The 21,209-nt window shown below is 58.2% G+C and carries 15 protein-coding genes; 11 read left to right on the top strand and 4 right to left on the bottom strand.

Annotation, left to right across the window (positions count from 1 at the left end; translation table 11 throughout):
* Together BLU35_RS18880 and BLU35_RS18885 are read left to right on the top strand one after the other, a co-directional pair.
* Nucleotides 1-357, top strand: a 357-nt coding sequence (locus BLU35_RS18880; protein WP_502688161.1) for a LexA family protein, incomplete at its 5' end; no start/stop codon positions are given.
* Between the two features lie 178 nt (nt 358-535).
* A complete protein-coding gene (locus BLU35_RS18885) occupies nt 536-1,477 on the top strand; it encodes a site-specific integrase (protein ID WP_093234038.1) in 942 nt (313 codons plus the stop codon).
* 327 nt (nt 1,478-1,804) lie between these two features.
* Here BLU35_RS18885 and BLU35_RS18890 read toward each other — a convergent pair whose 3' ends face one another.
* Nucleotides 1,805-2,569, bottom strand: a complete 765-nt coding sequence (locus tag BLU35_RS18890; protein ID WP_093234039.1) for a hypothetical protein — start codon at nt 2,567-2,569, stop codon at nt 1,805-1,807.
* Between the two features lie 262 nt (nt 2,570-2,831).
* Between BLU35_RS18890 and BLU35_RS18895 the strand changes: the two genes are divergently transcribed.
* The 8 genes from BLU35_RS18895 to BLU35_RS18935 all read left to right on the top strand — a co-directional run bounded on the left by BLU35_RS18895 (nt 2,832) and on the right by BLU35_RS18935 (nt 18,952).
* Nucleotides 2,832-3,005 (top strand): type II toxin-antitoxin system Phd/YefM family antitoxin, encoded by a 174-nt coding sequence (locus BLU35_RS18895; protein WP_093234040.1) that lies wholly within the window; start codon nt 2,832-2,834, stop codon nt 3,003-3,005.
* A 15-nt stretch (nt 3,006-3,020) separates the two neighbouring features.
* Nucleotides 3,021-4,121: a DNA cytosine methyltransferase gene (locus tag BLU35_RS18900; protein ID WP_093234041.1), complete on the top strand. Its 1,101-nt coding sequence runs from the start codon at nt 3,021-3,023 to the stop codon at nt 4,119-4,121.
* A 41-nt stretch (nt 4,122-4,162) separates the two neighbouring features.
* Entirely contained in the window at nt 4,163-7,273 is a 3,111-nt protein-coding gene (drmD, locus tag BLU35_RS18905; protein ID WP_093234042.1) for a DISARM system SNF2-like helicase DrmD, read from the top strand.
* Nucleotides 7,270-11,361 carry an Eco57I restriction-modification methylase domain-containing protein gene (locus tag BLU35_RS18910; RefSeq protein WP_176907317.1) on the top strand — a complete coding sequence of 1,364 codons (4,092 nt, stop codon included), beginning with the start codon at nt 7,270-7,272 and terminating at the stop codon, nt 11,359-11,361. The genes drmD and BLU35_RS18910 overlap by 4 nt, the downstream gene beginning before the upstream one ends.
* A gap of 467 nt (nt 11,362-11,828) precedes the next feature.
* Complete coding sequence (gene drmA / locus BLU35_RS18920; protein ID WP_093234043.1) at nt 11,829-15,887, top strand: DISARM system helicase DrmA; 4,059 nt, start codon at nt 11,829-11,831, stop codon at nt 15,885-15,887.
* A complete protein-coding gene (drmB, locus tag BLU35_RS18925) occupies nt 15,884-17,734 on the top strand; it encodes an MrfA Zn-binding domain-containing protein (protein WP_093234044.1) in 1,851 nt (616 codons plus the stop codon). The genes drmA and drmB overlap by 4 nt, the downstream gene beginning before the upstream one ends.
* A 12-nt stretch (nt 17,735-17,746) precedes the next feature.
* Nucleotides 17,747-18,508, top strand: coding sequence for a DISARM system phospholipase D-like protein DrmC (gene drmC, locus BLU35_RS18930; RefSeq protein ID WP_093234045.1), 762 nt, complete (start codon nt 17,747-17,749; stop codon nt 18,506-18,508).
* Entirely contained in the window at nt 18,509-18,952 is a 444-nt protein-coding gene (locus BLU35_RS18935; RefSeq protein WP_093234046.1) for a very short patch repair endonuclease, read from the top strand.
* Nucleotides 18,953-19,008: 56 nt separating this feature from the next.
* On the opposite strand, the gene BLU35_RS18940 is transcribed toward BLU35_RS18935, so the two are convergent.
* The 3 genes from BLU35_RS18940 to BLU35_RS18950 form a co-directional block, all read right to left on the bottom strand.
* On the bottom strand, nt 19,009-19,812 hold the full coding sequence (locus BLU35_RS18940) for an ImmA/IrrE family metallo-endopeptidase (RefSeq protein WP_093234047.1): 804 nt from the start codon (nt 19,810-19,812) through the stop codon (nt 19,009-19,011).
* Between the two features lie 2 nt (nt 19,813-19,814).
* A complete protein-coding gene (locus BLU35_RS18945; RefSeq protein ID WP_143032953.1) occupies nt 19,815-20,147 on the bottom strand; it encodes a hypothetical protein in 333 nt (110 codons plus the stop codon).
* Nucleotides 20,148-20,208: 61 nt separating this feature from the next.
* Complete coding sequence (locus BLU35_RS18950) at nt 20,209-20,769, bottom strand: RNA polymerase sigma factor (protein WP_093234049.1); 561 nt, start codon at nt 20,767-20,769, stop codon at nt 20,209-20,211.
* Between the two features lie 168 nt (nt 20,770-20,937).
* Here BLU35_RS18950 and BLU35_RS18955 point away from each other — a divergent pair, with 168 nt between their 5' ends.
* Nucleotides 20,938-21,201, top strand: a complete 264-nt coding sequence (locus tag BLU35_RS18955; RefSeq protein ID WP_093234110.1) for a hypothetical protein — start codon at nt 20,938-20,940, stop codon at nt 21,199-21,201.
* The last annotated feature ends 8 nt before the right edge of the window (nt 21,202-21,209 follow it).

Genomic DNA, 21,209 nt, shown 5'->3' on the forward strand with positions numbered 1-21,209 from the left:
ATTCATCCGGAAAGCCTCCTTCGGTTGCGGAGGTTCCGGATGAATCGAAAAATGAATCAATTACTTGACGGGAAGACGCCAGCAGCACCCGGCTTCACCGAGAAGCAGGGCCAGTACCTCGCCTTCATCTGGGCCTACAGCCAGATCAACGGACGCGCGCCCGCCGAACGCGACCTGCAACGCTATTTCGGAGTCACCCCACCCTCCGTCCACCAGATGGTGCGCACCCTCGAGCACGCCGGCTTGATCCAAAGGCAGCCCGGTGTCGCCCGCAGTATCAAACTGCTCGTCGACCACAACAGCCTACCCACGCTGCAACCCAACCAACACGTCAAATCCTCTGTGCAGAGGTACTAGTTTCAAAGAAAAATTCAACATCACTAAGACTAACGCGAATAAACTACGCGTAATTCTGCTTTTTTACAGGTACTGGATGGAATCTCGTGGCAAGACACTTCAGGTTTTGCATGGGAGAACGCTCGGAAATCTTTCGGAAACACTGTTTTCGACGGAGAACGGGCTGCATACCACGCCAATGAAATACGCGAAGTCGGAAGAAAGGAAGGGGCGGAAGAAGCGTACCACCCCCAACGAGGACCAGGTTCTTGAAGTAATTGATACGGCTGCGCGTTTCGGGCAGTCGGAGACTGCGGAGAAGTACTATCTAATCGCAAGCCTCATGGCTTGGGGTGGATTTCGAGCGGGAGGGTGCTCGACCCTGAAAGTCGCCTCACTCTTTAACGGACTTAGAGATGAAGCCGTCTTCAGGAAGATTGCATCCTATAAAGAGGTTCTAAAAAAGCATCATTTTCCCGAGAACCGGAGGATCATCAAGCAAGCTCTGAAAGGAATGCAAAAGAGTGGCCGGAAACTGGTCTTTTGTGAAATAGAAGAAAAAACTGGGCTTCGACATGCGCCAATCCCGATAAAGCTATTCCTTGAGATTTTGGACTATGTCTGGACCACTCGTGCTGATTTTGTGCGTCGCCGGTTCAAAAAGCGGAAATCTCTTCCGGATAATGTCTTCCTATCAAACAAGAACAGGGCCCTATCTCAGGAAGCAATCTCGAACCGCCTCGGTCTAATTTTCGGCGAGGCGAGAGTCCCTGGCTCTGGCCATATGCTGCGTCATGCCTTCTGTCAGGAGATCGTGAGGAACCTGTACCTGAAGGATCGCGCGCTGCACGGACCATTCTGGCAGGCCAGTCTGGTTCTTGAGAACGCCCGGCAAATGATGGGTCATAAGAACGTCACCACCGTCCAACCTTACTTGGACAGGGTTGAAGGACAGGAACTTAACCTTGAGGGCGAGCCGATAGTCGTCGTAGACCCCCAAGACGCGGCGATGATGCGAAGCCTGAACGCTGCCCTCCAATCAGACAAAGCAGATTCCGTTAGAGCTAGTCTTCGTGCGGCTATGGAACAGGATAACCTCGAGGATTGGTATGAGCCGTGGCGCGAATACGCAGCCGCTTGATCGAGAGTGCGTATGGAGCAGCCCGTGCTAGTGGGCTTCTGGCTGCCTCACATGCCGGGCCAGGGTTAGGCGGGGTAAGGCCGACCAGCATTGTCGTGTTATCGACAGGCTGGGCGCTGCCGCCGTGACGATGCTATTGGTCATCACAAGGCGCTCCAGTTCTCCGCCCATGCGGGTGACGATCCTTCGCGCAAGACAAAGAGGGCTCGGGAGCCCACCATCAAAGCAGGCCGGTTCGTCCTTCGCTGGTTCCGCCGCCACCCCTTCGCTTCTGAGGGTGACGGAGGGCTCGAGCGAAGCAGAAATTCGTGAGAGGTGGGCTTTTACCTACGGTACTTCCACCAAGAAATCTTTGGGCGGCTGATACAGCAGCGACCGCATGACCTGGCGCTCCGACAGGCGTGTGAGTTCCATGACTTCTTTCTTGAATGGCAGAAACTCGTCGTACGTCACTCTGCCATCCACCATGATTTGATCGATGATATCACGTGGCTCGAGCGCGTACTTATAGAGCCCATCCGGATGCTTGGTGTCGCTTCGCTCAATGTAGATCAGGCGCACCTCGTTCTCGTGCCGATATGCTTTGCGTTTCGCCAGGAGCGAACGCGCGATCGCTTCTCCGCCAATGCCGCTTTTGAAAACTGTGCGGGAAAATTCGCGCAGCCCGTTGTCGGAAAGATAATCCACGCGCCCGATGAAGCAGGTCGCGGGGGCCCGTTCACCATGGTTGGCCGCCAGGCTGTGCAATAACTTTCCGACAGTCGTTCGGACCCGTATCGCGTCCTTCCCGCGAGAGTAGATTTGCCAGATCGCGTCCGAGGCCGTTTCCAATGTCCAGCATTGGCCATAAACATCGTTGTGGAAGCCAAATCTTCCTCGCTCCCCATTTCCCGTGACGGTCTCGGCCTTCAGAACGACGTTCTCGAACGGGTCCTCCCAAATGGCGGGGCGAGCCAGAGCGTTTCGGTTCTCCTTGAACAAAGACAGGAAGTGATGCCGTGGGAAGACCCGATAAAGTCTCGTGCTCTCTTTGATTTCTCCGATGATGTTCGAATGAAGCGTCAAATTTTCCCCCTGAGTGAATACAGCCATTAAGTGATTTTGGATCGAAATCGAACTCGAAGACTATATAGCGTGTCCAGTATTACAAAGCGGGGTGATTCAACCTTCGGCCTTTTCCGCCGTTGTCCTTACTTGGTGAGGCCCCACGCCGCGCGGGCCGAAGCGGATATCGACATTCCATAATCACTGACGGCGACGCCAAAATCTGTTCCGGATAGGTCCAAACAATACTTGCCCTCGCGCAGGCCATTGACGAATATGGCCAAAATGGCGATTTCTGGCGGCTGATTCTGTGAAGACATTGTCGGCCAAAGACGCCAATTACGGCTTCGGGATGATCGACACCGCCTGTGCGGAGCCGGTCACTGTCGAAAAACACGGCCGTCCGGTCGTGGTCGTCATCAGTGTCGAAGAATATGCGCGCTTGCTGGCGATCAAGGCCGGCATGGCCGGGGAAAAATCTTGAACGATCGAGGGGGAAATGCCACGCACGTCGAGCGCAGCCAAGAAGAAAACGAAGCGTAGCTCACGCGAGTGCGGCATCGCGGCGATCGATTTGTTTTGCGGAGTTGGCGGCCTTACCAAGGGACTGGAGAACGCCGGCATCGACGTCAATCTCGGCGTCGATATCGATCCGGCCTGTGCTTATCCGTACTCCGAGAACAACGAGGCCGCCTTCCTCCTGAAGTCTGTTGCGGACTTGAATGGCCGCGATCTCGTGCAAAAGGTGAAGGGCGCGGACTACACGCTACTGGCGGGCTGCGCGCCTTGCCAGCCGTTCTCCACCTATCAACAAAAACTGGGTCCGTCCGACGAGCGCTGGCATCTGCTCGGTCATTTCGGACGCCTCGCCGAAGAGCTCGATCCCGACTTCATCACCATGGAGAACGTGCCCAATCTCGCAAGGCAGGCGGTCTTCAAAAAGTTCGTATCGAAGCTCCAGTCCCTGGGGTTTCACGTCACCTATCAGGTGGTCGACTGTAGTGAATTCGGTGTGCCGCAGCAAAGGCAAAGGCTCGTGCTGCTCGCCTCCAAACTGGGCCCGATAGACCTCGTGCGGACCGAACTGAAACCCAAGACCGTTCGCCAAGCGATCGGCAAGCTGCCGCGCATAAAGGCCGGAGAGGCTTGCGCGTCCGATCCGCTCCATCAAGCGAGCGAACTTTCCGACCTCAATATGCGCCGCATGCGCGCCTCCGTTCCCGGGGGCACCTGGCGTGATTGGGACGAGGACCTCGTAGCGGACTGCCACAAGCGCACGACGGGTAAGACCTATCCGAGCGTCTACGGACGCATGGAGTGGGACCAGCCGGCACCGACGATGACGACGCAATATTTCGGGTTCGGCAACGGCCGGTTCGGGCATCCGGAGCAAGACCGGGCCATCTCGCTTCGCGAGGGCGCGATCCTACAGAGCTTTCCCAAGAGCTATAAATTCGTGCGCAAGGGCGATCCGATTTATTGCAAAACGATCGGACGCCTCATCGGAAACGCCGTCCCGGTGAAACTCGGCGAAGCGATCGGCAAGTCGATCGTGGCTCACGTCCAAGAGCACACCGGGCCCAAGAAACGAGCCGCTTGATGACAAGCGCGATAGAAGCGAGACCCGCGGGAGGGGTAACGATGGTTCGTGGCGTGCCGGAGCCAGGGCAACTCGTCGAAGTACGAAGACGTCATTGGATCGTCGCCGATGTCCAGGCCGGCAAGGCACCGGGTGAAACGGTCAAGCCGCAACACCGCGTGACGTTGTCGTCTGTCGACGAAGACAGTTTGGCCGAAGAACTCGACGTCATTTGGGAAATCGAGCCGGGAGCCCATATCGTCGAACGCGCGGGCCTTCCCGAGATCACGGGCCGCGACGACTCCGATCGTCTCGAATCCTTTCTTGACGCCGTGCGCTGGGGCGCGGCGACCAACGCCGACAGGAGTTTTCTGCAGGCACCGTTTCGTAGCGGCGTCAGCATCGAAGATTTTCAGCTCGATCCGCTCGTGCGCGCCATCGATATGGCGCGCGCCAATCTGCTGATCGCCGACGATGTCGGCTTGGGCAAGACCATCGAAGCGGGGCTGGTCATCCAGGAGCTTCTGCTGCGCCACCGCGCGCGTACCGTTCTCGTCGTCTGTCCCGCCTCGCTACAGGAAAAGTGGCGTGTCGAGATGCTCGAAAAGTTCGGCCTCGAGTTCAAAATCGTCGATACCGAATACGTCAAAGAGCTGCGCCGCGCGCGCGGCATCCACGCCAATCCCTGGGCCTCGTTTCCGCGTCTGATCGTGTCGGTCGACTGGGCGAAAGCCGGCGAGCCCATGAGGATGCTGCGGGATATCCTGCCGGTCAGGGCGACCTATCCGCGAAAATTCGACATTCTCGTCGTCGATGAGGCGCACAACGTCGCCCCGGCGGGCACCGCGCATTACATGCTCGAAAGCCAGCGAACCCGGTTCGTGCGGCAGATCGCGCCTCACTTTCAGCACCGTCTGTTTCTGACCGCGACCCCGCACAACGGCTATACCGAGTCTTTCACCTCGCTCCTCGAGCTCCTCGACGACCAACGGTTTTCGCGAAACATCCTGCCGGACGACAAGCAGCTCTCGCAGGTGATGATCCGCCGCCTGAAGACCGATCTCGTCGACAAAGATGGCAAGCCGCTCTACCCGAAGAGAAATCTGCAGGCGCTGTCGATCCCATTCACCGCCGACGAACGTGACATGCACAAGACGCTCGACGCCTATTGCACCAGTCGCCAAAAGACCGCGCGTGAAGCCGGCGCGGCGGGTACGATGTTCGTCAACACGATCCTGAAAAAGCGGCTGTTCTCTTCGCCGGCGGCGTTCGCCTCCACGCTGGAGCGGCATTTTGCGACTCTGACGACGGGCAAGCCGAAGATCGTCGACGACAGGATAGGAGATCGCATTCTGCGCAAAGCGATCCTCAAAGCCGAGGAAGATTACGCGGACGATAGCCAGGTCGAAACGGCACAGAGCGAAGCGGTCGAGGAAGCGAGCAAGCGCAGCGCCCCCCTGACCGACGAAGAAAATCGTCTTTTGTCGCGCATGCGCGACTGGGCACAGAAAGCCGCCAACCGCACCGACAGCAAAGCCAAGGCGATCGTCGATTGGATCGAAGAGAACCTGAAAACGGGCGGAGAGTGGAACGACCGGCGCGTCATCCTTTTCACCGAATATCGCACCACGCATCGGTGGCTACACGAGATACTCGCCGCGAGCGGGTATGGCGGCGATCGTCTATCCATCATCCATGGCGGCATGGATCAGGAAGAGCGCGAGAAGGTCAAAGCCGCGTTCCAAACAAATCCGAAAGACGCGGCGGTTCGCATATTGCTGGCGACCGATGCGGCGTCGGAAGGTATCGACCTCCAGAATTATTGTAACTGCCTCATCCACCTCGAAATCCCTTACAATCCCAATGTGATGGAACAGCGTAACGGCCGTATCGACCGTCACGGCCAGAAGTATGGAGAAGTTCTGATCTGGCATCCGGTCGACGGCGTTGTGGCAGGTAGAAATACACTCGGGGGACACCGGGACGATATCATCCGCGCGCTCACCAAGCTCGAAGCCATGCGCGAGGACATGGGCAGCGTGAATCCCGTGATCGCGCCACAGATGGCGGGTCTCATCGAAGGGACCCGGCGCGAACTGGATACGCGGGAAGCCGAAGCGCGCAGCGCCAAAGCGAAGCGCTTCGTGCGTGCCGAGCGCCAGTTGAAAGAGCGCATCGCCAAACTGCATGATCGACTTCACGAAACGTCGCGAGATTTTCATCTGACGCCGGAGCGCATTTGCGCGGCCGTCAAGACGGGCCTCGCCCTCGAAAAGAAACCGCCGCTGATACCGGTGGAACTGGCCGGTGCCCCCAGCGGTACGGTCTTCGAAATGCCGGCACTGACGGGATCGTGGGCGCGCTGCGTGGAAGGCCTGCGGCATCCCCATACCGGCAAGACACGGCCGATCACCTTCGACCATGACGTGGCCAAAGGGCGCGACGACGTCGTTCTCATCCACCTCAATCACCGCCTAGTGCAGATGTGCTTGCGATTCATGCGCGCACAAATCTGGGCGCAGAGCGACGTGAAGAAGATCAACCGTGTGGACGTCAGAGGACTCCCGAAGTCGGAAATCGACGACATCGCCGTCGTGGTGGTTTCGCGTCTGGTCGTCACCGGCGGCAATCATCACCGTCTTCATGAAGAACTGACGGTGGCGGGAGGCCTCCTCAAAGACGGATCGTTCGCCAGAGAGGCGCGCGTGACCCAGGTCGAATCCTGGCTCGAAAAAGCCAAGACAATCCCCTCCGACGACCGTCTGTTCGAGGGACTGCAGCGGCGTTTCGAAAAGCACAGAGAGCCGGTCCATCAAGCCGTGGAGGCGCGATCGCGTGACCGCTTGCGCAATCTCGAAAACACGCTGGAGAACCGGAAAAAACAAGAAGCGTACGACATCACCGCCGTTCTTGACGAATTGGCGCGCGCCATCAGGGACGAATTGAAGAAAGAAAAAGAGCCGCGGCAGCTTTCGTTCTGGTCCGAAGACGACCGAACGCAACTGAGGCGCGATATCGAAGCTCTCAAACTGCGACTCGCTCGCATCCCCGAGGAAAAGAAACAAGAGATCGAAGCGATCGAGCAGCGCTTCGCCGGCTTTCAGGTCAAGACGTTCCCCGCGGCGGTAATCTTTCTAGTCCCCGAAGGCCATCCGTGGAGGACGGCAGCATGAGCTACACGTCGCAGCATTCCGAATGGCTTTCGTTGATCGAAGTCTCCGGCCCGTTCCTCGCGGAGCCGGTTCTCAAAGAGGCGTTTCCCCAGGGGTTGGAAGGCCTGGACGGCACCAAGAAAAAGACGATCCGTCAGGCTTACGACGAGTGGCGCGAAGCCATTGATCTCGACGATCCGGACGCCCTGCGTATCCACGACGCCTGGATCACATTTGTTCTGCGCCAGGGGTTGGAGCTCGACGAAGACGGCTCCGCCGACGTTCTGAAATCTGGCACCGATCTGCCTTCCATCGGATGCGAGCTGCCGGAGCACGTGGTCACATTGATGCCGGATTTCGTCGTCGTCGACGGGCAAAGCGCGACGCCTTTGATGCTGATCGCGGCCTACGAGCCGCAAGTTGTCCTGAGTGAAGCGTTCAAGCAAGGCACGTGGTCGGCGAGCCCCGGCGAGCGTATGGTCGAACTGTGCCGTGCGGCGGGTGTCCGGCTCGGTCTCGTGACCAACGGCGAGCAGTGGATGCTCGTCGACGCCCCAGTGGGTGCCGTGACGACGTTCGCGAGCTGGTATGGACGCTTGTGGGCGCAGGAGCCGATCACGCTGCAAGCCTTCGTCAGCTTGCTGGGTATCCGGCGCTTCTTTGTCGATCGCAGCGAGCAGCTACCGGCCTTGCTCGACAATTCGCTCAAATATCAGGATGAGGTGACCGACGCACTGGGCGAGCAGGTCAGGCGCGCCGTCGAAGTGTTGATCCAAGCGCTCGATCGCGCGCATGTGGACAGCAATCGCACCCTGCTGGAGGGGGTGGAGCCGACCGATCTCTACGAAGCCGGCCTGACCGTGATGATGCGGATCGTGTTCTTGCTCTCGGCGGAAGAGCGCGGCCTTCTGCTGATGGGCGACGAGCTTTACGAGGCCAACTATGCGGTCTCGACACTGCGATCGCAGCTTTTGACCGAGTCCCCGGAAGTCCTCGAAAAGCGGTGGGATGCCTGGTCGCGGCTGCTCTCGCTCTTCCGCGCGGTTTATGGCGGCATCGACCATGAAGCGCTGCGCTTGCCGGCAATGGGCGGGTCACTGTTCGATCCCGACCGGTTCCCGTTCTTGGAGGGGCGGCCACGCGGCTCGAACTGGAAAGCCGATCTGGCGCGGCCACTGCCGATCGACAATCGTACGGTGCTGCTGCTGCTCGAAGCGGTTCAGCTCTTCAGGGGACGGACGCTTTCTTACATGGCGCTCGATGTCGAGCAGATCGGGTACGTGTATGAAGGTCTTCTGGAGCGTACGGTCAAGCGTGCGAACGAAGTCACGCTTGATCTCGATGCGACGAAGGATGCACTGAATCCGTGGGCTACGCTTCCAGAAGTAGAGAATGCGTCAGCCAGGGGGCCGGACGCGCTTGAACAGCTGTTCAAGGAGCGCACGGAAAGTTCAGCGAGTCGCATACGGAGTGATCTGCATGCCGTCGTAGACGATGATGCGGTCGAAAAGTTGTTGGCGGCATGTCATGCCGATCGGGCACTTAGGGATCGGGTGAAGCCATATTTTCACCTGCTCCGCACTGACCCATGGGGGTATCCGCTCGTTTATCCAAAGGGCACCTTCATGGTGGCGAGCGGGTCCGATCGGAGGGAGACGGGGACGCACTACACACCGAAATCGTTCACCGAAGCTATTGTCCGAGATACCTTAGAGCCGCTGGTCTACTCAGGACCGTCGACTGGTGCCACCCGTGATGAATGGCAGCTTAAATCTCCATCCGAACTGTTGAACCTGAAGGTTTGTGACCCGGCGATGGGTTCGGGCGCATTCCTCGTACAGGTGTGTAGATTTTTGTCCGAGCGTTTGACGGAGGCATGGTCGGAAGCCGAGACCGCCGGAAAGACTGTGACGTCAAAAGGCGAAGTCGTTGACGATTCAGGGGCGTGCGAGCCGCTGCCGCGAAACAGCGAGGAAAGACTCGTCGTTGCGCGGAGACTGATCGCAGAACGCTGCCTGTACGGTGTCGATATGAACCCGTTGGCAGTCGAGCTCGCCAAGCTATCGATTTGGCTCGTAACCCTGGCAAAAGGTCGGCCGTTTGGCTTCTTGGATCACAACCTGAGATGTGGTGATAGCCTTCTTGGAATAACAGATATCACGCAGCTAATTGCTTTCGATTTGAAATCGGAGAGCCAAACCACCAGAAAGCTGTTCGCGGCTAGAATCGACACCTCCGTAAACGAAGCAATCGAACTGCGCTCGTCCCTCCGAGAAACACCGATACGCGATATTCGCGACATAGAGGCCATGGCTAGCCTCGACATGGAGGTGCGTCGCAAACTTCAGATCGCTGAAGCGGCCGCGGATGCTCTGGTTGCGGAAGCGTTTAAGGCGCAAGGACATAAGCTAGACACGACGGCTCTATCGATTGAGGTCGGTTTAGCTCTCGAAGGAAACCCGGGCACTGTCGAGCTGTTGCAGCAGCGTGCAATGGAAGGGCTCAACGCTGATTCTCGTGAAGGGAAGAAACCAAGACGCCCGTTTCACTGGCCACTGGAATTCCCGGAGGTGTTTGTCGCGTCCAAACGTGGATTTGACGCGCTTGTAGGCAACCCCCCGTTCTTGGGAGACACGAGGATGAAAAAAGCCCTCGGTTCCAGCTACAGGAAGTACATTACCAACTACATTTCATGCAACAAAAAAGGGAAGGCTGATTTAGTCGTCTTTTTCTACCTGCGTGGATTTGAAATGCTGGCCCCTGGCGGTTTCCTTGGCTTGCTTGGGACGGACACTATTTCACATGGAGACTCACGCGTTATAGGATTTGATCAGATCGCAAGCTCCGGAGGCACTATTTACAATGCCCGCACGAGTCTCAAGTGGCCCGGGAAAGCCTCTATAGTGGTTCATCAGGTCTTCATAACAAGGCAAACGTGGGCCGGCAGCTTCAATCTCAACAATACGATTGTTGATACTATATCCACACAGCTCCATGCGACGGACGATAGTTGGCTTCCTAAAACACTAGCATCGAATCTAAATTTGGTATTTGAAGGAACTGCGCCCAACGGTGAAGGATTTCTCGTCTCAGCAGAATGGGCAGCTGCCACTCTGCGCGAACGGCCAGAGTATGCAGATATTCTGTACCCATATATCATTGCGAAGCAGGTAAATCAGAATCCAGATCATTCGACAGATCGTTGGATTATTAATTTTTGGGATTGGAGTGAAGAGCGGAGCGCAGCCTACAATGTTGCGTTCTCGGTGATTGAGGACACAGTTAAGCCCGTTCGCCAGCGGCGTGACGAAAACGGGGAATTCGTACTCAGGGCACCAATTCCACAAAAATGGTGGCAGCACAAAGAACGACGGCCGGCGCTATATCATGCTATTGGCCGGGGCCGCTTATTCGAAAGTCACCCAAGACACTGGCTTCGCGGCGACCCAATGCCGCAGGTGATCGTGATGGCGAGAGGGGCGACAAAGTATCCTTGTTTCACTTTGCTCCCCAATCACCTGATTTTCGGGGACTCGCTGTGTGTTATTGCGAAATCCAACTATTCCACCTTCGCAGTTCTGTCGTCAGACATACATGCGATCTGGGCGTGGCGGCACGGCGGACGCAAGGAGTCTCGCCTACGGTACACTCAGGAGTCGATCTTTGAGACTTTTCCGTTCCCTTCAAGAGCGTTGGTGGAAGACCCACCCCAGCTGGCAGAGATTGGAAGGAGGTTTTTCGAAGCGCGTCAAAAGTATATGATCACAGAATCTAAGGGGATGACTGATTTCTATAATGATCTTCACGATGTGAGGATGCACTCAGAAGCCGTTGAAGCTCTCCGAAAACTTCAGATTGAGCTAAATGATGCAGTTATTGTCGCGTACGGATTTGGCGACGTTGATCTCGAGTACGGTTTCCATGAAGTTAATTACCTTCCCATAGGAGAAAATTTGCGGTTCACCGTAAGTGAACGCGCAAGGGCCGTTCTTCTGGTCCGACTGAATGAATTAAACCGAATCCAGTATCAGCTGCAGTTGCCACCAACTTCGGTCAGAGGCGACGAGATAGATGAGGTCGGCCTCTTCGCACTTGGAGGCAGCGCTTGAGAGCTAGATGGCGCATTGTTGGGAGCCCGTTCAAGGCCGTTGAGGCCCTTTCGACTAAGCTTGAACGAGATGTCGTCATCGACGAGATCACGCGCGGTTCGATCGACGGCGGGCGGGATGCCGTCGGCCGATACAGGATCGGGCTGATCGACGATCCGGTCTACGCGGCGTTCTCGCTGGAAGCCAAATGTTACCGGCTTGGGAATGGCGTCGATAACGCCAATACGGTCGGGGTGAAGGAAGTGGCGCGCTTGATTTCCAGAATAAGGCCTCGTGGAGTCGGAGTTCCTCGTCACGACTTCGGCAGTAGCGCGCCAAGCCTATGAAGAAGTGAGGGAAGACCAGCACCCGATAATATTCCTGTGTGGAAAGGATATTGTCGATATATTGTCGGTCAACAGATTCAAAACACCACAGCATGTTTCCGATTTACTGGGAAACGATTTCGCGGTTGCGGGAGGGGTACAATGAGCGACGAAGCGGCCGAGGGACGCGCGATCAATGCTTGGTTGGTGGTCGGCAACGACCTGCAGGCCACGACATTTCAGTATCCGGAGTTTGTCGTCGAACTTGATGGAGAGCGTACGCGGTTTAGTGCGATCGACGAAGGTGACTGGGTATTGATCGTCGGCACCTCCGGAAAGGTCGAACGTGTAGCCAGGATAATGCGTGTCCGCTCGGACTTGCATCGGACGACGTTATATTTCGACAAGTTGGCGAAGGTCGGTACCGCGGCGTCTCTCGCAGACCTCTCGATATCGCCACCGGCCAGCGGTGCGGTGTCGCGCTTGCCTTGGGCGAGCTTCACCGCGGCGCTACCTAAGCTCGGGATTTCTACCGTCCACGACGTTCCGCTTCTTCAGCATGAAGCCTACATTCGCGAACTCCTTCAACTCGCCGTCATCGACGACCTTCTCGGGCCCGCGAACGGACCTCACGAGCGCATTCTCGATATGGGCGTTCGCGATCGGTATCTGGTCGGGAAGCTGGCACCGCAGGAAAGAGCCGATGGCGGTGTCGAGGGGTTGGATGGCCCCCTCGCCGAGGAAGACGCCGACGACGAGCCGGACGATCTCGAGGTGCACACCGGACGGCACGTTCCCGGCGAAGAGTTCGACGGGACGACGGGACGCGTCGATGCGGAAGCCGAGGCATCCGACGAAATCGACGCCACTAACAATCAATCGCTCGTGCCCTCGAGCCTGGGGATGACGTTCTGCGTGGACGGCGACGTCAAATCGATCGTCGTCGAGGCCCGTTGGGGCCGGTATGTTCGCAGCTATGATCACGGTTTGACCAAGACGATTAATAGAAAGGTGCGGGACGAGGACGGCAATGTCACCCGCACCGAGCAAACCGAGGTGGCGCTCAAAGTATGGCAGCGCGAGCCGCGGGGCGGAACATTGACCATCGACCTCGTCACGGGTGTCGTGACCCACAGGGCCCCCGATTCCGAACAGCCGGAGGTGCGCGTCCAAGGCGCGGTCAGAGCGAAAAGCGCGAACGGCGATCGCCTCGTCACGCTCTTCCTCGTCAACGCACAGATCGACCCACCCGACAACAAGGATTCGGCCTGGTTGTTTCAACCGGAACTCATCGTGCGTGCCGTGCAGGGCGGTGAGGAAAGCGCGATCTTCAGACGCCGCGCGCCAGTGTCGGCGAAGGAGGACGAGGAACGCCGCGCTCTCGAAATGATCTACAGGCAGCAGGTCGAGTTCGCCGTCGGCCATGGCGTTTCCGTCCATGCCGAGGTCGCGCCCGAAAACCCGGAAAAAGCGACGGAAGTCAGGACGTCCGTCGTTCCGCGCTACGAAGTGCCTGTCACCGAAACGCCAGGGGCTCGTCCCGACGATCGCCCCGCCATGCGGGCCATGGTCGATCAGGGCCATCTCGATATGGACGTACTGGCGACGATGCCGCGAGAAGACCTCGTGAAGGCCTTGTCGGTTTTGGCGGGAGATTATGGCGACTGGATCGCAGAACAACAGGCGCGTATCCCCAAGGAGCTGAACGGCCACGAAGATCAGGCGAAGGCCGCTCTCGCGCGCTGCACTCTCATCAAAGAGAGACTAGAAGAGGGTATTGCGGTCCTGGCGAATACGGGAGACGACAAGCCCCTCGCCGCGTTTCGCTTCGCTAACCGCGCTATGGCCCAGCAGCGCGTCCACAGCATGTACGCGCTGTCCCGGCGACGCGGTGAGAGCCGTGACCTCGCTTCCTTCGAGCAAAGGAAGAACCGGTCATGGCGACCCTTCCAGCTCGCTTTCATGTTGCTTTCCATCCCGGCGCTCGCGAACCCGGCGCACAAGCATCGGACGGAGTCCGTCGAAGCAATCGCCGATCTTTTGTGGTTCCCCACGGGTGGCGGTAAAACCGAGGCCTATTTGGGTGTCGCCGCCTTCGCGATGGCCATCCGGAGAATGCAAGGTAATCTGGGTGGCTATGACGGCACACGCGGCTTGACCGTCATCATGCGCTACACCTTGCGGCTTCTGACCTTGCAGCAGTTCCAGCGCGGATCGACCTTGATCTGCGCGATGGAATTGATGCGCCAGGAGGCTGAAGCCGCCGGTGATCATTCACTCGGAAAAGAGCCCTTCACCATAGGGCTGTGGGTCGGCAACAAAGTCACGCCAGGAACGACGGCGGACAGTCACAAGGCGATCCAAGACATTCGCGATCCCGACAAGTACGATGCTGGTGGCACCTCCCCGGCACAATTGACGAGCTGCCCTTGGTGTGGGTGCGGGATATCAGCCAAGCACGACGTCGAAGTGGATACGTTCGGCAAACGCACGGCCATCTACTGCGGGGACAAGAAGGGTCAGTGCTCGTTCTCCAAAGGCAAATCCTCGAAAAAGCCGCATCCTGGCATACCGGTGTTGGTCGTCGACGAGGAAATCTACCATCGTCCGCCGACGATGATGATCGCCACCGTCGACAAATTCGCCTTGATGGCATGGCGCGGCGAAGTCAGAACTCTGTTCGGGAAAGCGACTACCGAATGCCCCCGGCACGGACTGCTGTGGCCGGATGCCGATTGCACCGGCAACCATCCCGCCGGCAAGGGTCTTCCGAAGACGACCGCCAAAACGATAAGCCGGATCAGGCCTCCCGATCTGATCATTCAGGACGAGTTCCATCTGATCAGTGGACCGCTCGGCACGATGGTCGGGCTATACGAGACCGCGATCGACGATCTTTGCAGTTGGAAACTCGACGGACTATCGGTGAAGCCAAAGATCGTCGCTTCCACGGCGACCGTTCGCAAGGCTGCGGAGCAGGTCAACAACGTCTTCATGCGCCGCGTCGCCGTCTTTCCGCCGCACGGCCTCGACGTGTCGGACAACTTCTTTTCGATCCAGCGCCCGATATCGATGCTGGCCGGCAGGCGCTATATCGGCGTATGTTCACCGGGCAGTTCGCGGCCCGCGATGCTCATCCGCGTCTATACGGCGTTTCTCACGGCGTCGCAGGGGCTGTTCAATCGTTTCGGTCAGGCGGCCGATCCGTACCTGACCACCGTGGGCTATTTCAATTCGCTGCGCGAACTCGGTGGCATGCGTCGCCTCGCCGAGGATGACGTCCAAACCCGCGCTTACCGGGTGAAAATGAGTGAGGTCGACAGACCCGGCCTCGAGCAGCGAAGCGTGAAGAACATTCGGGAGCTCACATCGCGTGTCTCCAGCCGCGACATTCCGGACTATCTCGATCAGCTGGAAATCAAATTCAAAGCGGCGTTCGATCCCGCGGAAGGCCGCTACGTCACACGCTGGGAGGACGGCGAAACGCACGCGATCGACGTCGTCCTAGCGACGAACATGCTGTCCGTCGGCGTCGACGTGAACCGGCTCGGCTTGATGGTGGTGAACGGGCAGCCGAAGGGTACGGCCGAGTACATCCAGGCGACGAGCCGTGTCGGACGTTCCTCGCCTGGTATCGTTTGCACCGTGTTGACGTGGGCACGCCCGCGCGATCTTTCGCACTACGAGACCTTCGAGCACTATCACGCGACGTTCTACAAGCACGTCGAAGCGCAGTCGGTGACACCTTTCTCGCCTCGCGCCATGGACCGCGGGCTCACCGGCACGCTCCTCAGCGTCATGCGCCTCGACAACGCACCGTTCAATCCCAATCCGGGAGCGGGCGCTCTCGACAAACCCGACCGCACGGAAGCCGTGGCGGCGCGTGATTTGCTCGTCGATCGCGCCTGGAACATCTCTCAGGAGGCGACGATACGCGATCTCGCCATGGCCGAACTGAAAGAACGCCTCGACGAATGGGCGACCGAGGCGGGCAAGGGCGGCCGCACGCTCGCTTATGAAAAGAAGGGGCCGGACAAGGCCACGACGTACCCCCTGCTGAGGCGACCTGGCATACAGGCTTGGGACAATTTCACCGTTCCCATGTCGATGCGGGAAGTCGAACCCGGTGTGCGCCTGATCATGAGTACGGCGAGGTTTGGGGGGGCGGACCCCGGATGGCATCCTCAGGTTGCCGATGACGAAAACGGGGGTGCACCATGATCGGAGAGAAAACGCCAGTCGGGGAGGTTCGCCCCAGTCAGTTGCTTTGGACCTACGGCCCGGGAGCGCTCGTCGATTTGCCGAGTCTGTCGGTGGTCACACTCGGGATCGACCGATGGGAGCCCGATCGCTGCACGCCGATCGAAGAGGCGCGCTTGCTCGCCGCCGTCCGCAGAGAGTTGGGCCCCCAGGTGGAGAGCCTGCGAAGACCGCCGTTTCAAAAAGACGACAACGTCGATCGTTTCTCGGCGGAAGCGTTCGTGGGCGTGCCCGTGCGGCCGTTTCCGCGTTGGCTGCGCTGCGTCAAGTGCGGGCTTCTTTCGCCCTATGATCTTGGATTGTTCGAATGTAACGAGAACAGGTTCAGGCCGGAGCGCACGCGATTCGTTCATAAGGATTGCAAAGGATCGAAGAACGACCAGCCGGCCAAAGATGCCGACGCGGTCCCCGCACGCTTTCTTTTGGCATGCCGCGGCGGTCATCTCGACGATTTCCCGTGGCACTATTTCGTCCACAACGGTACTTCGCCGTGCAAAGGAAAGCTGCGCTTCTATGAAAGCGGCGCGTCTTTGCAGACCGAAAATCTATGGGTAAAATGCGATGAATGCTCTGCGTCGCGGAATCTCGCGCAGGCATTCGGCAAAGCGGGACAGGAAAATCTTCCGAGTTGCCGAGGTCGCCATCCGCACCTCGATCACTTCGACACCAAATGCAAAGAACAGGCGCGGGCCGTCCTTCTCGGGGCGACGAACAGCTGGTTCCCGATCACCTTGTCGGCATTGGCGATACCTCTGACCAGAGACCCCATACGTCAACTGGTTCAGGATGGCTGGGATTATTTCGCCGATCTCGATTCCGAAGGCGAAGTCGCCGTTACGATCAAAACCCTGAAGAAGACCGGCGCGCTCCCGGGGATAGACAAGCATGATCCCAAAGCGATTTGGGATGTGATCCAAGCGATCAAAAGCGGCGGCGGCGAGGAAGGAGTGACGGAATCTGACATGAAGGGTCCGGAATGGGGCGTTCTGACCCATCCGAATCCTCCGACTGATTGGCCGCATTTTCTCAGCAAGCCGGCAGCCTCGCCGAAGGGCTTCGAAAAAAAGATCGCCGGCGTCCTGCTGCTGGAGCGCTTGCGGGAGGTCAATGCCCTCCTTGGCTTCACGCGTGTGGAAGCGCCCGAAGAAAACGCCAATGCCGGCGAGGCGGCACCCCGCGCAGCTCTGTGCAAAGGCGCGCCGACCTGGGTGCCGGCGACGGAAGTGCATGGGGAAGGAATCTTTATCCGCTTCGGCGAGGACGAGGTTACGCGTTGGGAAAGCTTGCCAGCCGTACAAGCCCGAAACGGCATGCTGCTCGAAGGCCACCGCGGATGGCGTCATGCCCGAAAGCTCGACCCCAACGAAGGTTATCCCGGTATCAGATACGCCTTGCTTCACAGCTTATCGCATTTGCTCATTAGAGAGCTCGCGCTCGAATGCGGGTACAATGCCGCCAGCATTCGCGAGCGAATCTATGCCGACACCGAAAATGGCGAGCGCCAAGCGGGCATACTGATCTACACGGCTGCCGCGGATTCGGACGGAACGCTCGGGGGGCTCGTCGACCTCGGCAAGCCGGAAAGCCTCGGGCGGTTGCTCAGGCAGGCACTCGACCGGGCGTCCGTTTGTTCTTCGGACCCTCTATGCGCCGAGCACAGTCCCAAGAACGATCGGTCGTTGCATGCCGCGGCGTGCCACGCTTGCTCGTTCGTATCCGAAACGTCGTGTGAAAAGGGAAATCGCTACCTCGATCGCACGCTCCTCGTACCGACTCTCGAAGTCTCGGACGCGGCGTTCTTCGACTGAGGATAGGCGTAAGTGCAAGTGTTTCTCGATGCGATCATAGACATCGTCGCCAATAGTCCGCCCGGCAAAGTGAGCCAGTTGGCTTCTCAGGTCCGGCATCTGCAATCAGCCTCCGAAAGCGTTTCCCTGACGGGGTGGGCTTCCAATCCCGCCGCACAAATGCGGTTATCGGCACTGCTCGGCGCATGGAAGGTGACGGACATTCCTCCTGCCGAGTTGGCCGGCATGCTCACAGGCGCTGCCGCCGGCTATAACCAAGCGCGCGGAGAGCAGGAGATCGAGCTCGTATGGACGGGCCCTTCGAGCAAATTGATCGCCACGCGTAAGACCGAGCAAGCACTGCTCCAGGTTATCGACGCGGCCGAGAAGCACCTGTTCATGACGAGCTTCGTCGCCTACGATATAGCTTCGGTCATGTCAGCGCTTACGCGTGCCAAGGATCGGGGCGTGAGTATTTCGATGCTGCTCGAGGCGAGCGAAAAACATGGCGGCACGGTCTCGATCGACGCCATGAGCAAGATGAAAGGGGCTCTGCCAGGAGCCCGCATCTTCTCCTGGACCGAGAAAGAGGCGAATTTCTCCGGCGGCAAGGTTCATGCGAAAGTCGCCGTCGTCGATGAACGGCTTTGCTTTATCTCGAGCGCCAACCTCACGGGCCACGCCATGGAAAAGAACATGGAGATGGGGGTATTGATCAGGGGCGGCGCTACACCGCGCGATCTTCATCGACATCTGGAGGCGCTCGTCACCACGCAGGTCGTTATGAGAGTTTGAATGGACACGGTCGATACAGCGACGCGATCCAAGATCATGGCGAGCGTTGGGCAGAAAAATACCGGTGCCGAACTGGTTTTGCGGCGAGCGTTGCACAGAACCGGATTGAGATTTCGACTACACGACCGAGCCCTTCCCGGCAGCCCGGATATCGTGTTCCCCAAATACAATGCGGTCGTTTTCGTTCATGGCTGCTATTGGCACTCACACGGATGCAAGCGATCGACTGTCCCGAGCACGCGTCGCGAATTCTGGCTCGCCAAGTTTCAAGCGAATCGACTTCGAGACAAGAGAAATGTCGAACTGCTGCGATCGGCAGGGTGGCGTGTGTGCACGGTTTGGGAATGTGCGCTGCTTGGAAAATCTGCGAACGGCGTGGGACAAGCGGCGACCGATGTAAAAGCTTGGCTGGAGTCCACCGCGCCTGTCGGTGAGATAGGTTAGTTGGGCGCTCGATAGGCAAACGCCAGAATCGTCCCGTTCGGGTCGTCGCTCCGCTATTATCTCTTCCCGCTCCAGCCGCGTGCATCTTCATCGCTGAGCATAGCTTCATCTTTTATAACCAGAAGCGTGAGGATCGAGCCGTCGGGCGCGCGTCTCGTCTGTTCGGTGATTTCGTAACGGTCTGCACCATAACGATCGAACCACGTATCGGCCTCGATCTTGCGAACCATTTTGCTCTCGGGGGCCTTGCCGTAGAGAACGTCGAATGACGGACTATCCCTATGGACCTCGTCGCGCGGAAACCAGCGTTCGGGAACACTTTTAGACCGGGCAAACCATTTACGCCCTTTCGGTCCGTAGGAGACGAGCAATGCGGGTGTGTGATCCATATCGATCAGCCGGATTGCGGTCGCAGTCAGGCTGGTTTCGAATGCCGTCGCCACTTGGGTGACGGTATCAAAGTTCAAGCTCTTGAATTGTTTGGCGACGGGCTTGAAGACCTTCCAGGGCATCAGCAAATTTGAGGCGTAGGTATCGGCGACTTTCTCTTCGGTTCTCCTGGCGGTTGGTTTGCCCGCGCCCAGTGAACCTATATCTTCTGGCTTACAATAAAGAGCGCGCCGCCTGTGATGGCACCAATGACCAAGTTCGTGCCCGATAGAGAACCTCTGCCGTTGCCTGCGAACTTTATCGGACACCCTTATGATCGCCTTGTCAGTGCCACCGAGAATGCAGGCTTCACATCCGTCGACCTGACAGTACTTGACCTTGGCACCGAGGTGCCATGCTATCGCCTCGATGTCGATCTCATGCGGCTCCGTGATACCCAACTCGTCGATAACTCTATCTGTGACCAGCATCGTCAATCTTTATCTTCGATATCGATACCAAGCTCGATCATGTCTGCAATCAGATTCAGCTCATCATTTGTCGACATATGGGTACCGTTTCGCGCCGCGAGTGTGAGCCCATCTCCAGATCGGATTGCCTTTCTATATCGTTCGATGTCCTTGCTCTCGAGCCTGACCACGCTGGCTCGTTGACGGTCTTCATCGACGGCAGCCCTCGCGGCCTTGAGCTTGGCTTTCGATAGGCTCGCTTCGGCTGCCTTGAACCGTCCCTTGACGCGGGCGATCGCGGCGTCTGCCGAAATGCCATCTTCGGCGGCTTCGGCGAGAATTTCGTCGTCCGACATATTGAGGATGTCCTCGACAAGGATATCGGCGAGAGCCAGCTTGTGAGCGGCGTTATCTCTGTCAGGCATTGTGCACATCCTTTAGGGAGCGCTTCTCGAGCCTCCGCTTAATCCGCCTGGTGACAGTGTCATAACCGTTGGCGTCAAGATCGCAAAGCTCCATGATCTCCGACCGACGGAACCCCGCGACGATCGCGTCGATGTAGGTCGTGGCTATGTCGTCGTCGGCGAATAGTTCCTTGGCAGCCGCCAATTCGTCCCACTCCCCGACGATCTCTTCAGGCGTGCTCTTCGGATCGGCAACAGTATCGAACGTCAGCTGTTCGCCATGCTGGGGTACGACACGAAGTTCCGGACGCCGATCGGCTTTGCGTCGGTCGGTCGATGCGATGCTGCGCATGACCTGAACCATGAAGGGCAAGAACTCGAGATCGGCCGGCCAGTTCCTGGTCCCTTCGATAATCCGCGAGAACGCCTCCTGCACGAGGTCTCCTGCATCGCAGGGGGCGACGAAGCGCCTCGCTATCTGCTCAAGCTTCAGGGCTTCCACGCCCGTCAGCCCTTCGATCCGCTCCCTGACCTCGTCGAGGTCGCGGACGTCTTTCGGTATGGCTTTCGTCACGCTATCGGCCGCTCCCGTTGATCACTCACGTATGCGCGCGAAAGGCCCCGATCCGGACATCGATAAAATTTTATTTTCCGATGTCCGGCTCCCCCGTTCCAGGCGCACATAGTGTCAGGAAGGGTCGATGTCTTGAATTATGACCCGCGAACATCAGGAGTCCAAGACGTGATTTACGCCATCAACTACGATCTCAAGAAGAAGGGCCAAGATTACTCCGGCCTGCACGAAGCTATCAAGCAGATTGGGGACTGGTTCAAGTGTCTCGAGTCCTGCTGGCTTGTCGATACGGCTATCGGTGCTGATGCGATCGTGGATCGCATCAAAAAGCACTTCGACAGCAACGACCGACTTCTGGTGACTAAGGTTACGAGGGACTACCAGGGCCTTTTGACCAAAGAGGACTGGAGGTGGATCGACGCACGCCTCTAGGCGCTTCG

Origin of the sequence: Sinorhizobium sp. NFACC03, assembly GCF_900103435.1 — a bacterium.
Classification (GTDB): domain Bacteria; phylum Pseudomonadota; class Alphaproteobacteria; order Rhizobiales; family Rhizobiaceae; genus Ensifer.